Origin of the sequence: Ruthenibacterium intestinale, assembly GCF_040096265.1 — a bacterium.
In the GTDB taxonomy this organism is placed as follows: Bacteria; Bacillota; Clostridia; order Oscillospirales; family Ruminococcaceae; genus Ruthenibacterium; species Ruthenibacterium komagatae.
This window is the reverse complement of sequence record NZ_JBBMFA010000096.1, coordinates 39,375-53,027: the sequence shown is the minus strand read 5'-3', so window position 1 is coordinate 53,027 and position 13,653 is coordinate 39,375. Positions and strand designations below refer to the sequence as shown.

Below are 13,653 nucleotides of genomic sequence, written 5' to 3'. Positions count from 1 at the left end.
CGGATAAACAAAAAACCATGTGGCATCCGTGAAAAGATACCACATGGTCGAAAAAAAGCAATACAAATACCCTTATTCTAACCAATGGAAGCGCTTCACAGATGTGACAGTCCGTTGCATCTTATTACAACGGTCCAACGAGAAAGCCCGGCAAAAAGCCAACTCATTTCGGCGGCTGATGCCTTTCCCGCAACGGTTTTTGCCAACCGTTGGCTGCGGTACTCTTCATCCTCCGCGCCTCAACCATTTGATTTTTTTGTATCATAGCATGCACCCGGATTGTTGTCAACCAAAAACAGAATCTTTATACATTCAGCCGAAAAAACAACATCCGTCCGGAAAAAGATTTGTTACAATCCACATACATATTTGTATATTTTTCCAAAATCAAAGCCAAAAGGAAAGTTGACCATCCTCGCATGTATGCTCCAGCAAAGGCGGCACTTTCTGCAAGAAACGCAATGCAAAATCTGTATCCATCAACCAGGGACGAACCTGTTCCTGCGTCAAAACAAGCGGCATGCGGTCATGGATGTCCCGTACCGAGGCATTGGGCGCCGTTGTCAAAACAGCAAAGTGACGTATCTGCCCCTCTTCGGTGTAAAGACCGGCAAGGTAGACTGCCGGCTGCTGCGCAAGGCGAAACAAGTAGCGATGCTTCTGTCCATCCCATTCATAAAATCCGGTTGTGGGCACCACACAGCGGTGGTGTAAAATGCTCGCTTGGAAAAGCGGGCGCTCGCAAACCGTTTCTGCGCGTGCGTTGATTGCACGCTTCCCGTTTATAACCGGAATTCCCCAATTCTGCAGACAAACGCGAATTTTCGCACCTTCCGCCACCAAAACCGGCGCATCAGTCCCCGGACTTACCTCTCCTCCGCTCCAGCCGCCTGCCCGGGCCGCAATCGTCTGCAAAAGATTCGATGAACCCGGTAGAAACTGATATCTGCTGCACATAACTTCTTCTCCCCGCGCAAGGCTGTTTGGATGCGCCCAACGATTTCTTTTGCCCCAAATGCTGTATCTATTATACCACAAAAAAGCACTGCACTATGTATAAAAAATGCGCCTTGAACGTTCAAGGCGCATTTTCATCACAACAGATGAACCGCTACGATCAGCCCCGCAAAAACAATGGAAACCATGCTGGTCAGCTTGATCAGAATGTTGATGGACGGTCCGCTGGTATCTTTGAACGGGTCTCCGACTGTATCACCTACCACAGCCGCCTTGTGGCAATCGCTTCCCTTGCCGCCATGGGCACCGCTCTCAATATACTTTTTGGCATTATCCCACGCGCCGCCTGCATTCGCCATCATAACCGCCAGGACAAAACCCGTGACGGTGGTTCCCGCCAAAAGGCCCGCCACACCGGTCACTCCCAGAATCAGGCCCACAATGATGGGGGTCGCCACCGCGATCAAAGCCGGAGCCATCATCAATTTCTGTGCGCTCTTTGTGCACATATCCACGCAGGACGCATAATCCGGTTCTGCTTTCCCCTCCATCAGGCCGGTGATTTCCCGGAACTGACGGCGTACTTCCACCACAATGCTTTGAGCTGCTTTGCCCACAGCGTCCATGGTCAATGCAGCAAACAGGAACGGAAGCATACCGCCCACAAACAGACCAATCAACACCGTGGGATTTGTGATGCTCAGATCCATTTGCAGGTTGGGATCGATTTGATGCACTTTGTCGATATAACTGGCAATCAGCGCCAACGCCGTGATCGCCGCCGAGCCAATGGCAAAGCCTTTGCCGGTTGCCGCGGTGGTGTTGCCCAGGCTGTCCAGCGCGTCTGTGCGCTGACGAACTTCGGCGGGCATATGCGTCATTTCAGCAATGCCGCCCGCATTATCCGCAATCGGGCCGTAGGCATCCGTGGCCAGTGTAATTCCCAATGTGCTCAGCATGCCCACTGCAGACACGCCTACCCCATACAGTCCCATGTTGAAATCCTGCGCGCCGCCGCTGACAAAATAGCTCAGCAGTACCGAAACCCCCACAATGACCACCGGTGCTACGGTGGAAAGCATCCCCAATGACAAACCGCCGATGATCACCGTAGCGCTGCCCGTTTCGCTGGCCGCCGAAAGGCGCTGTGTGGGCTTGTAGCTGTCTGAAGTGTAGTATTCCGTCAATGCGCCAATGGCGACACCCGCCACCAGGCCGCTGAGAACCGCAAAATAGACGCCGATATTTTCCGGCAAAAGGATCCGCACCGCAAAGAAGGAAAGGACCGCAATCAAAATGGCGCTGATATATGTACCGGTCCGCAGGGCCGTCAAAAGATTTCTCTGGCTGGCTCCTTCCTTCGTCTTCACAAAGAACGTCCCGAAAATGGAACACAAAACGCCCATGGCAGCCAACAGCATGGGCACGCCAATGCCGTGCATTCCAAAACCGGCCGCTACCGCCAGCGCACTGGTGGATACAATCGAGCCGACATAAGATTCGTACAGGTCCGCACCCATGCCGGCCACATCGCCCACATTGTCGCCTACATTATCCGCGATGACAGCCGGGTTGCGGGGATCATCCTCCGGAATTCCCGCTTCCACTTTGCCGACCAGGTCCGCACCCACATCAGCCGCCTTCGTAAAAATGCCGCCGCCCACACGCGCAAACAGCGCCATGGAAGAAGCACCCATGCCGAAGGTCAGCATATTGGCTGTGATGTTGCCAATCAGCTCGGCCTCCGTTGCCACCGGCTGAATGTTGGTATACCAAAAATGCAGCAGGAAATACCAGAACGTAAGGTCCAAAAGCCCCAAGCCTACCACGGTAAAGCCCATAACGCTTCCCGCTGAAAAAGCTACCCGAAGGCCACGGTTCAGGCTCTGACTGGCCGCGTTCGCCGTGCGGCAGTTCGCCATAGTCGCCGTGCGCATGCCGATAAAACCGGAAAGGCCGCTGAAAAAGCCGCCCGTCAAAAAGGCAAACGGCGTAAAGAAACTCAACAGACCCGCAAATGCCATGCAGAGCAGAATTACGAACACCACTGCGAAGAAAATTCCCACGCCGCGGTATTGCCGTTTCAAGTAGGCACCGGCCCCACGGCTGACCGCGTCGGAAATACGTTTCATCTCCTCCGATCCGGGCGATTCTCTGCGCACACGTGTAAACATAATTCCCGCAAACGCCAGCGCAGCAATTGAGCCCAAGCCTACCAGGTACATTGTCTCCATAACAGAATTCCTCCTCTTTCGCTTTTTTCTGCGCCGATCCTCACAAAAGGGTCTAATTCTATTATAGTACAATGCGCCCGGCTCCGAAAACATTCGCAATTCACAAAATTGTGCATTTTTCTTCGGTAATTTGCAAAAATAGAAGTCATCTTGTTTTTCTTTCAAAAACAGGTTTTGATTTCTCCGCCTTCGCTGAATCATACAGTTGCGGGCAGGCCGCCGCCAAAGGCATAAGAAAAAGCCCGGGGATTCCCCGGGCTTTCGTATGGAGCAGATGATGGGAATCGAACCCACACGACCAGCTTGGAAGGCTGGAGTTCTACCACTAAACTACATCTGCAAAATGAGCCGCCAATCAGACGGCTCTATTATTATAACGTTCTGTCAGCAATCTGTCAAGTGCGCAAAACAATCTTTTCTTCTTCGGCATCCACCTTGACGCTGGCAATCAGCTGGCCGGAAATCAGTTTTTCCGCGATGCCGTCCTCCACTTCCTTGCGGATTACCCGACGCAGATCCCGCGCGCCGAACTTTCCACCCTGTGCTTTTTGGCACAGCGCATCCAGCGCCTCGTCTGTCCAGGAGAGGCCGATTCCTTTTGCTGCCAAGGGCGCACGGTATTCTTCCAGCATCAGCGCGGCAATGCGGCGCAGCTCCGTCTGGCCCAGCGGTTTGAACACAATAATCTCGTCCACACGGCTCAAGAACTCCGGACGAAGGAACTCGCCCAGCGCTTTCATGGCCTTGTTCTTGCTCATTTCCTCCGCTGTTTTGTTAAAGCCGGTTTCTCCTACCTTGTCGGAAGAACCCGCATTGGAGGTCATGGCGATGACAGTATTTTCGAAATTGACGGTGCGGCCCTGTGCATCGTTGATCTTGCCTTCGTCCAAAATTTGGAGAAGGATGTTCATGACGTCGGGATGCGCCTTTTCAATTTCATCAAACAGGACCACGCTGTACGGTTTGCGCCGCACTTTTTCGGTAAGCTGGCCGGCCTCGTCATATCCCACATAGCCCGGCGGCGAACCAATCAGACGGGACACCGTATGTTTTTCCATAAACTCCGACATATCCAGCCGGATCAACGGGTCCACTGTATCAAACAGCTGCATGGCAAGCTGCTTGACCAGCTCGGTTTTTCCAACGCCGGTGGGGCCTACGAAAATGAAGCTGGCCGGGCGGCGGCGTGCAGAAATATCCGCACGGCTGCGCTTGACCGCGCTGGCTACCAGATGGACCGCTTCTTCCTGCCCGATGATTTTCTCGTTCAGCACGTTTTCCAGGTTTACCAGTTTGGTGTATTCTGTCTCTTTCACTTTCGCGGCAGGAATTCCCGTCCACAGCTCGATGACCTTGGCCACATCTTCCATGGTCACTTCGATCTTCTCAACCGCCTCGCGCTTGGCGGGCAATTCCTGCTCCAGCTGTTGAATCTCATACTTCAAACGGGCAATGGCCTCGTAATCCGGTCCCTCCTTGCCCTGTTCGGCTTCCTGCTCCTGGTTTTTCAGTTCGGCCAGGTGCTTCTCCTCTTCCACCCACTCAGTGATTTCCGGATGGCGCAGGCTGCAGCACGCACACGATTCGTCCAAAAGGTCAATGGCCTTATCGGGCAGGAAACGGTCCGTGATGTACCGTTCCGACAGAACGACCGTCGTGCGGACAATGGCCTCCGGCACTTTGACATGATGGTGCTTTTCATAGTATTCTTTCACGCCTGCAATGACAGCAACCGCGTCGTCAATGGACGGTTCTTCCACCTTGACCGGCTGAAAACGCCGCTCCAGCGCCTGATCCTTCTCGATGTATTTGCGATACTCCGAGAACGTAGTGGCACCGATGACCTGAATTTCGCCGCGGCTGAGCGCGGGCTTCAGAATGTTGGCCGCATTCATTGCGCCCTCGGAATCTCCCGCACCTGTAATATTGTGAATTTCATCGATGAACAAAATCACATTGCCGGCTGCTTTTACTTCTCCGATCAGGCCTTTGACGCGGCTCTCGAACTGTCCGCGGAACTGCGTGCCTGCCACAAGGCTGGTCATATCCAGCAGATAAACCTCTTTGTCCTTCAAACGGGCCGGCACATTGCCCTCGGCAATGCGCAGCGCAATCCCCTCCGCAATCGCAGTCTTTCCGACACCCGCCTCACCAATCAGACAAGGGTTGTTCTTCTGCCGGCGGGACAGAATTTGAATCGTACGGTAGATCTCCCGGTCGCGGCCAATGATGCGGTCCACCTTGCCGTCGCGGGCTTTCTGGGTCAAGTTCTCGCAGTAATTATCCAGGAATTTGCGCTTTTTGCCCTTTTCCCGGGCGCGCGGATCTTTTTTCCCTTCCCCGTCATCCTGCTTTTCCCGACGATTGCTGAAAATACCGAAGGGGAACGTTCCTGCGCCCCCCGGCGTGAAGTTTTCCTCGTCTCCGTCGGATTCTTCGTCGGCAGACGGGTCCATATCCTCCGGTGAGGCCCCCATCATCTGCTGCATCATAGCGGCAGGGTCCATGTCTCCGTTTTCCATCATCCCGGCAAAACGTTCTTCCATATTTTCCAAATCCTGATCGCTGATTCCGAATTGTTTCATCAAATCATCTACAGGCTTGATTCCCAGTTCACGGGCACAGCTGAGGCAATATCCCTCCGCTTTTGCCTGCCCGGCTTCCATTTTCTGAACGAAAACGATGGCCGGACGTTTTTTACACCTTACACAAAGCATAGTCCGAATCGTTCCTTTCCGCGTCTCAGACGCTCATAAAGGGATTGTATGCCGAAAAGAACGAATAGAAATAACTGCCCGAAAGGGCCGAATCGTTCAAAACCGGCAGATTGTTGCTGGTGATTACAATGACTGCCCAAATCAGGCAAAGCAGGAGCAGCACATTGATCACACCGCCCACAAGGCCGACCAGCACACCCAGTGTGCGATTAAAGCCGCCCAAAAGGGGCACTTTATTGAGATTGGTAAGCACAGTTACCAGGAAGGCCAGCACCACACGGCACAGAATAAACGTGGCAAAAAACAGCACAACGGTAATTAAAGGCACCACCAAAGGCGCGATGATCTGTTCCACCACCTGCTGAGCCATGTTGGGAGCCTGGCTGTTCAGAACGCTTTCCGCACTTTCCATGATGCCATCCATCAAAGACTGCGGAATCAGGCCCTCCAGTCCGCCAAGGATGCTTTCCAGGTTAAACGAGCCCTGCTGAAGCGTCTGTGTGGTCTTATCCACCAGACCGGATTTGAAAAAGTTTTCAAAAACAGTGGGGGACACTTTTCCGGACACAAACCACGCCAACGCAATGGCCGCCAGATTCCCCACCAGGTCAACGATTCCGGCCACAAATCCCTTGCGGGCGTAGTGAATCACTGTGGCGACGATGACTCCGATCAGTACAATGTCCAAAATGAATGCGGGTGTAAATGTCATAGGCTTTTCTTCCTTTCTATCTATGAAGCCGAAGCCGGCTGAGAAACCGCTTCGCTCGAAACGGCACTGGCGGAAGCGTCCGTCTGCGGCGCATCCAGATCCAGAATCTGTTCCTGCGTCAGCAACAGCAGCCGGTCCGCGTCGATGACCGCCAAGGGCTTTGCGCCGGGGTCCACGCTGCCGTTGTCGCTGCCATCCAGGCCGTAGCAATATACCAGGGTATTGGTGAGCACATACACACCGGAGCGGCTGGCCGCCACACTGTTGGCACGCACCGGCACAGCTGCCTGCCCCACCGCCGCCAGATTTGTATCCAAAACGACAAACCGCGTCAGTTCCGTATGCTCGCCGTCACCGAACAACAAAACTGTATTCTTTCCGCTCACAGCCGCGCTTTGCAGCTGATTGGCGCCAAAGTCATACCGCGCTTTTTCCGTTCCGTCGGACACGTTGTAAATCGCCGCAAAACGATCATACACCACCAGCACACTCTGACGATCCAGATATTCCACTTTCAGAGGAATACCGTCACTGACCTGCACGGTCACTGCCTGGCTGTAGTCTTCCATACCAGTGTTCAGCAGATAGATCACACTGCCCAATCCACCGTTTCCCTCTTTGGGGCACGCCACCGCAAAATTGCGGTTGTCGTCTGAAAAAGCCATGGCCGTCGGCAAATCCTCCGTTTTAAATTCAAAAATGTTGTTAAACATGGGGTCGTAAACTTTCAGGCCCCCATCCAAAAATACGGCCAGCGTCCCGTTGGGGCTCATGGCGCATAAGAAAATCGACTGGTCAAATTGATTCTCATACAGCGTCTGGCTTCGATTTTCCACCCGCAGCTGTGTACCGGAACGGTCATAGATACATACGCGGGTATTGCCTGCCGTAATACACGGATTTGCAAATCCGTGCTGCAGCGTGCGAACTTTGTTTCCATTGGCCGCATAAATGACCAAGTCCTGCTCGCCCACCGCCACAAAGCCGCCGGCCAGCGGCTGACTTTCCACATAGCCCGGTATGCTCGTCTTCACCGGAAACCCGGAGCCGGGTGTGAGCGCAATCCGGATGGAATCCACCGTATCTCCCAAAAGAGCCAGCGAAGCACCGTACAATCCGGTAAAATAGACCAGAATGCCGGCCAGCAGCACCGTGCATACCACCGCGACACGAATGCGGCGCGCGCGCCGCTTTTTCTGAATGCGCTCCAGACGCACCAGTTTGCCCCGCTCCACTGCACTGACCGGATTCTCAAAATTACCGCCCGTTCCGGGCGCATCTTCAAAACGCTGAAAATCCTCTTCGCGAATCTCATCGGAAGCACGCCGCTTTGACCCGCGCGAAAACAAACTCATAAGCTCTCCGTCTTCCCTTCGTCGGGATAGTGTACTTTATACAAAAACAAACCTTTGGCAGGCGCCGTATCTCCGGCAAGGCTCCGGTTACCGCTTTGCAGGACCACGGACATCTCCTCCGGCCGCATGCGCCCTGCTCCTACCTCGACCAGCGTACCCACCAAAATCCGAACCATATTGTAAAGATACCCATCGGCACAAATGTGAAAGCGGATGTCCTCGCCTGTGCGTTCCACCCGAAAAAAGTGCACGGTGCGCACGGTATCTTCCATATCGCTTCCCGCACTCATGAACGCACGGAAATCGTGACGGCCCTCCGCCGCCCGTGCCGCCTGTGCCATCTTATCCGCATCCAGCGGCGTTGCAAGCCGCCAGGCATACGGAGCCTGAAAGGGATCTTCAATTGCACTGTTGTGCAGACAATACAGGTACTCCTTGCTGACCGAGGAATACCGGGCGTGAAAAGCCTCCGGCACTTCCCGGGCACGGCGCACACGAATGTCCGGCGGAAGAAACCGGTTGATGGCCAGCGGAAGCTTATACGGGTCAATGGGCTTTGGCTGCGTATAACTGACGCAGTAGCCAAGTGCATGAACCCCCGCATCCGTGCGGGAACATCCCTTGACCGGCGGCCGCGTTCCATACAGCTGTTCCAGCGCATCCTGCAGCACCTGGCAAACTGTCAGCGCATTTTTCTGCACCTGAAACCCGTGATAATGCGTTCCGATGTAGCTGAGAGTAATCAACACTTTCATGGGGCAGCCTACTTCCAAAGAAAATTGCTCAAGCCCATTGCCACAAACACCACAACTGCCGCAACTGTCAGCCATACGTCCTTGCCGGACATACGCAGTTCCTTCAGTCTGGTCCGTCCTTCGCCGCCGTGATAGCACCGGCACTCCATGGCCATGGCCAGCTCATCGGCACGCCGAAACGCAGAGATGAACAGCGGAATCAGCACCGGAATCAGTGCCTTGACGCGCTGCATCAGCGTGCCGGAATCCAGCTGCGCGCCGCGTGCCTTCTGCGCGTTCATAATCTTATCCGTCTCCTCAATCAGCAGCGGAATGAACCGGAGTGCAATGGTCATCATCATAGCCAGTTCATGCACCGGGAATTTCAGTTTGGACAACGGGCGCAGCAGCTGCTCGATGGCCGCCGTCAAAACAATGGGGCTGGTGGTATACGTCAGAAGGCTGGTACCTACGATGATGCAGATAATGCGTACCACGATCAGCGCCGCATAGTCGATGCCCTCGCGGTAAATGTGCAAAAAACCCAGCGACACCAGCGGCTCCGATTCGCCTGTGACAAAAAAGACATTCAGCACCGCCGTAAACAGAATGATGGGAATAATCGGTTTGAGACTTTTCCCGATCAGCCGCAGCGGAATCTTTGCCAGCAGGTACAGCCCAAAGACCAACACAATGGAAATACCCAGCCCAATGGGATTGGACGCTACAAACAACATGATGATATACACCAGCGTCAAAACCAGTTTGGCCCGGGGGTCCATGTTATGCAGCGCCGAATCGCCCGGAAAATGCTGACCAATGGTAATGTCACGCAGCATTTACATCCCCTCCTTTGCGGCCAGAATGGTTTTCACCGCATAGGGAACGGTGTATACATCCACGGGGATATCCAGCCCCCATTGACGAAGCTGCAGAAACACTTTGGTCACTTCCGGGACCGACAAACCCAGCTCCAGCAGTTCCGGTGCACGCGCAAACACCTTGGCCGTCTCGTCATACATGGCGACCTTGCCGCTGTTCAAAACCAGAACCCGGTCGGCATATTTGGCGATGTCCTCCATGGAATGGCTGACCAGAATCGTCGTGGAGCCCGTCTCCTTGTGCCAGGCTTTGATCTGGCCCAGGATCGTGTCACGGCCTTCCGGGTCCAGCCCGGCAGCCGGCTCGTCCAACACCAGAAGCTTGGGCTCCATGGCCAGCACACCCGCAATCGCGACCCGGCGCTTTTGTCCGCCGGAAAGTTCGAAGGGACTTTTCTGCAAAGATGCCTCCGACAGGCCGCAGAATTCCGCGGCGCGGCGCACCCGCTGGTCGATCTCGGCTTCACTGAGTCCCATGTTGCGGGGGCCATAGGCAATGTCCTTATAAACGGTCTCCTCAAACAACTGGTACTCCGGATACTGGAACACCAGCCCCACCAGGAAACGGAAGCGCCGAATATCACCCGGGTCGGCCCAAAGATCCTCGCCGCCGATGTAAATATGCCCCTTAGTGGGACGATTCAAACCATTGAAGTGCGTGATCAGCGTTGACTTTCCGCAGCCGGTCGCTCCCATAATGCCTACGAACTGTCCTTCCTCAATGGAAAAGCTCACATCGTCCAGCGCAATGGTTTCATCAGGCATTCCCTGCCCGTAAATATAGCTCAAATGTTCTACTCGTACAAATTCAGACATCCCGGGGCGGCTCCTTTCCCGTAAGGGTTTTGTAAATGGCCGCGGCGCACTCCTCCGGCCGGATCACATCATCCGGCATGGGAAGCCCCGCCTGCGTCAAGGCGTGGCACAGTTCTGCAGACTGCGGAACATCCAAATGCAGTGCTTTTACCGCCTCCACCTGGCTGAACACCTGCCGGGGCGTTCCTTCCATCACAATGCGGCCGGCGCTCATCACCACCACACGGTCTGCCGTGGCAGCCTCTTCCATATAATGCGTAATCTGCACCACCGTAATGCCATAATCCCGGTTCAGCTTGTGCACCGTGTGCATGACCTTCTCCCGTCCAATGGGGTCCAGCATGGCAGTGGCTTCGTCCAGAACCAGGCAATCCGGCCGCATGGCAATCACACCCGCAATGGCCACACGCTGTTTCTGTCCGCCCGAAAGCTTGTGCGGCGCTTTTTCCCGATATTTGTAAATGCCCGCCATCTGCATGGCGTCATCCACGCGGCAGCGCATTTCGTCCCGCGGCACGCCCAGATTCTCCAGGGCAAACGCCACGTCTTCCTCTACCACGGTAGCCACGATCTGGTTGTCCGGGTTCTGAAACACCATGCCCACTTTTTGGCGCATTTCCATCAGCCGGTCTTCGTCCGTCGTCGGGATCTCTTCGATCCACACGGTTCCGGAAGCAGGCAGCAAAATGGCGTTAAAATGTTTGGCCAAGGTGGATTTTCCGCACCCGTTGGCCCCCAAAACAGCCACATATTCTCCCTTTTTTACCTGCATGGACAGCCCGTCGATGGCGTTGCTTCCTGTTTCAGAATAACGGAAGACCACATCTTTCGCTTCCAGCATGGTCTGTGCGTGTTCGTTCATTTTATCCCTTTCCATCCCTCTGCGCCCTTACTTCGCCAGCCACCAGGCCGTTGCTCCGCAGGGCACCGTGCCGCCCGTGGCAGTTACCGGCAGGCCGATTTCATCACATTCCGTACGGCCTCCCCAACGGGATGCCACACGCGTTTTCAGTATATACTCCATCACACTGGGCGAAAGGCCCGTGGTATAACTGTTGACCGCCACAAACAACGGCTCGTCGCTGAGCACGTCGGTGCACAGATCGATGAAGTCATAGATGCTGTCCTCCAGCTTCCAAACCTCGCCCCCCGGTCCGCGGCCATAACTGGGCGGGTCCATGATCACGCCGTCATACCGCACGCCGCGGCGAATCTCCCGCGCCACAAATTTGGCGCAGTCATCCACGATCCAGCGGATAGGACGATCGGCCAGGCCGGATGCTGCCGCATTTTCGCGTCCCCAGGCCACCATGCCTTTGGAAGCGTCCACGTGGCAGACGCTCGCTCCGGCAGCGGCACAGGCCAGCGTCGCACCACCTGTATAGCCAAACAGATTCAGAACCTTCACCGGACGTCCCGCGCCCTCGATCAGGCGGCGGTAGGCGTCCCAGTTGACGGCCTGCTCCGGGAAGACGCCCGTGTGCTTAAAGCCCGTTGGGGAGACAATCAGCTTCAAATCCCCATAACGAATCTGCCAGCGTTCGGGCATGCGGCGGCGATATTCCCACTTTCCGCCGCCACTGGCGCTGCGGTGATAAACCGCATTTGCCTTGTCCCAAAGAGGGCTTGTCCGTTCATTTTTCCAGATGACCTGCGGGTCCGGCCGGACCAGCAAAGTGTCTTTCCAGCGCTCCAGGCGGTTGCCGTCCGTGGCGTCGATCAGCTCATAGTCGCTCCAGTGTTCTGCTGCGCGCAAAATGTTCCCTCCATACGGCATGCCCGGCGGGAAAACCCGCCGGGTATTCTGCCTTTTTACTTTCTTGCGTGAATGCGTTCGTTGATCTTCACGGCAATGCGGTCCGCAGAAGCCGCAATTGCCTCTTCATCTTTGCCTTCCACCATGACGCGGATCAGCGGCTCGGTACCGGAGGCACGCACCAGCACACGGCCCAGGCCCATCAGGCTCTGCTGCTGGCTCTCTACAAATCCGGCGATGTACTCGTCTTCTTTATAGCGTGCTTTCTGCTCGTTGGTGGCCTTTACGTTCACCGTGACCTGCGGATACCGCGTATACAATGCGTTCAGCTCGCTCATTTTGCACTTTTTCTCAGCCAGCGTGCGCAGCAGCATGCCTGCCGTCAGCTCGCCGTCGCCCGTGGTGGAGTGCTGCAGCAAAATGATATGGCCGGACTGCTCGCCGCCGATCACATATCCCTTGTCACGCATCTCTTCCAGAACATAGCGGTCACCCACCGCAGTAATGGCCGTCTTCATACCGTTCTGGCGCATGTACTCGATAAAGCCCAGGTTGCTCATAACCGTGACTACGGCAGTATCCTGTTTCAATTTGCCTTCGCGCTTCATATCCGTGGAAAGAATGGCAATGATTTTATCACCGTCGATTTCTTTTCCCTTCTCGTCCACCGCCAGGCAGCGGTCGGCGTCGCCGTCAAAGGCCACACCGCAGTCCAGACCGTTTTTCACCACATATTCGGCCAGTTTATCAATGTGTGTAGAACCGCAGCCCTCGTTGATATTGCAGCCGTCCGGCTCATTGCCAATAAAATGGCAGGTTGCACCCAGACGCGGGAAAAGCAGGCTGGCAGGCGCGCTGGACGCACCGTTGGCGCAGTCTACCGCAATATTCAGGCCCGAAAGATCGGCATCAATGGCATCGGCCAGATAATCCACATAATCATTCAGGGCGCTGTCCACACGTTTCACCGCACCGATGGCCGTGCCGGTCGCTAGGGTCAGCTCCGCGCCATTGTTGAACACATGATGCTCGATTTCGTCTTCTACTTCATCCGGCAGCTTATAACCCTCGCCGCCAAACAGCTTGATTCCGTTGAACTCCACCGGGTTGTGCGAAGCGGAGATGACAACGCCTGCATCGGCGCCATATTTGCGAACCAGATACGCCACTGCCGGCGTGGGAATCACACCCAGCAGTTCCACATCTGCGCCCACGCTGCACAGGCCGGCCGCCAGAGCGTTCTCCAGCATGTCACCGGAGATGCGGGTATCCTTGCCGATGATAAAACGAGGACGATGCTGCGTCTTTCCCGCCAGTACGGCTGCCGCCGCACGGCCAATCTGCATGGCAAGTTCCGGTGTCAGATCTTTTCCGGCCACACCGCGTGCGCCGTCCGTTCCAAACAATTTCCCCATTTCTATTCTCCTCCTCTTGGATCGCCGATTTTTTCGTTTTTCCTTCTATCCTATCGGATAAATATGAACAAATCTA

The 13,653-nt window shown here is 55.1% G+C and carries 11 protein-coding genes, 1 tRNA gene and 1 riboswitch; all 12 genes read right to left on the bottom strand.

Going from position 1 to position 13,653, the window contains the following annotated elements; all coding sequences use genetic code 11:
• Positions 1–80: 80 nt before the first annotated feature.
• Positions 81–251, bottom strand: a riboswitch (Lysine riboswitch).
• A 136-nt stretch (positions 252–387) separates the two neighbouring features.
• Entirely contained in the window at positions 388–957 is a 570-nt protein-coding gene (locus tag WMO24_RS10320; protein ID WP_349216359.1) for an SOS response-associated peptidase, read from the bottom strand.
• A 137-nt stretch (positions 958–1,094) separates the two neighbouring features.
• Positions 1,095–3,191 (bottom strand): sodium-translocating pyrophosphatase, encoded by a 2,097-nt coding sequence (locus WMO24_RS10315; RefSeq protein WP_349216358.1) that lies wholly within the window; start codon positions 3,189–3,191, stop codon positions 1,095–1,097.
• A gap of 266 nt (positions 3,192–3,457) precedes the next feature.
• Positions 3,458–3,531: transfer RNA gene (locus WMO24_RS10310), tRNA-Gly, on the bottom strand.
• A gap of 55 nt (positions 3,532–3,586) precedes the next feature.
• Positions 3,587–5,908 (bottom strand): ATP-dependent Clp protease ATP-binding subunit, encoded by a 2,322-nt coding sequence (locus tag WMO24_RS10305; RefSeq protein ID WP_349216357.1) that lies wholly within the window; start codon positions 5,906–5,908, stop codon positions 3,587–3,589.
• A gap of 25 nt (positions 5,909–5,933) precedes the next feature.
• Positions 5,934–6,620 carry a CvpA family protein gene (locus WMO24_RS10300; protein WP_349216356.1) on the bottom strand — a complete coding sequence of 229 codons (687 nt, stop codon included), beginning with the start codon at positions 6,618–6,620 and terminating at the stop codon, positions 5,934–5,936.
• Positions 6,621–6,640: 20 nt separating this feature from the next.
• The gene (locus WMO24_RS10295) at positions 6,641–7,975 is read right to left on the bottom strand and encodes a DUF5711 family protein (RefSeq protein WP_349216355.1); all 1,335 of its coding nucleotides are present in this window, start codon (positions 7,973–7,975) and stop codon (positions 6,641–6,643) included.
• A complete protein-coding gene (gene truA / locus WMO24_RS10290; RefSeq protein WP_349216354.1) occupies positions 7,972–8,730 on the bottom strand; it encodes a tRNA pseudouridine(38-40) synthase TruA in 759 nt (252 codons plus the stop codon). Before truA ends, WMO24_RS10295 begins: the two co-directional genes overlap by 4 nt.
• A gap of 8 nt (positions 8,731–8,738) precedes the next feature.
• A complete protein-coding gene (locus tag WMO24_RS10285) occupies positions 8,739–9,548 on the bottom strand; it encodes an energy-coupling factor transporter transmembrane component T family protein (protein WP_349216353.1) in 810 nt (269 codons plus the stop codon).
• A complete protein-coding gene (locus WMO24_RS10280; protein WP_349216352.1) occupies positions 9,549–10,406 on the bottom strand; it encodes an energy-coupling factor transporter ATPase in 858 nt (285 codons plus the stop codon).
• On the bottom strand, positions 10,399–11,268 hold the full coding sequence (locus WMO24_RS10275; protein WP_349216351.1) for an energy-coupling factor transporter ATPase: 870 nt from the start codon (positions 11,266–11,268) through the stop codon (positions 10,399–10,401). Before WMO24_RS10275 ends, WMO24_RS10280 begins: the two co-directional genes overlap by 8 nt.
• Before the next feature lie 27 nt (positions 11,269–11,295).
• Positions 11,296–12,162, bottom strand: coding sequence for a class I SAM-dependent methyltransferase (locus WMO24_RS10270; RefSeq protein ID WP_349216350.1), 867 nt, complete (start codon positions 12,160–12,162; stop codon positions 11,296–11,298).
• Between the two features lie 56 nt (positions 12,163–12,218).
• Positions 12,219–13,577, bottom strand: a complete 1,359-nt coding sequence (gene glmM / locus WMO24_RS10265; RefSeq protein ID WP_349216349.1) for a phosphoglucosamine mutase — start codon at positions 13,575–13,577, stop codon at positions 12,219–12,221.
• Positions 13,578–13,653: the final 76 nt, after the last annotated feature.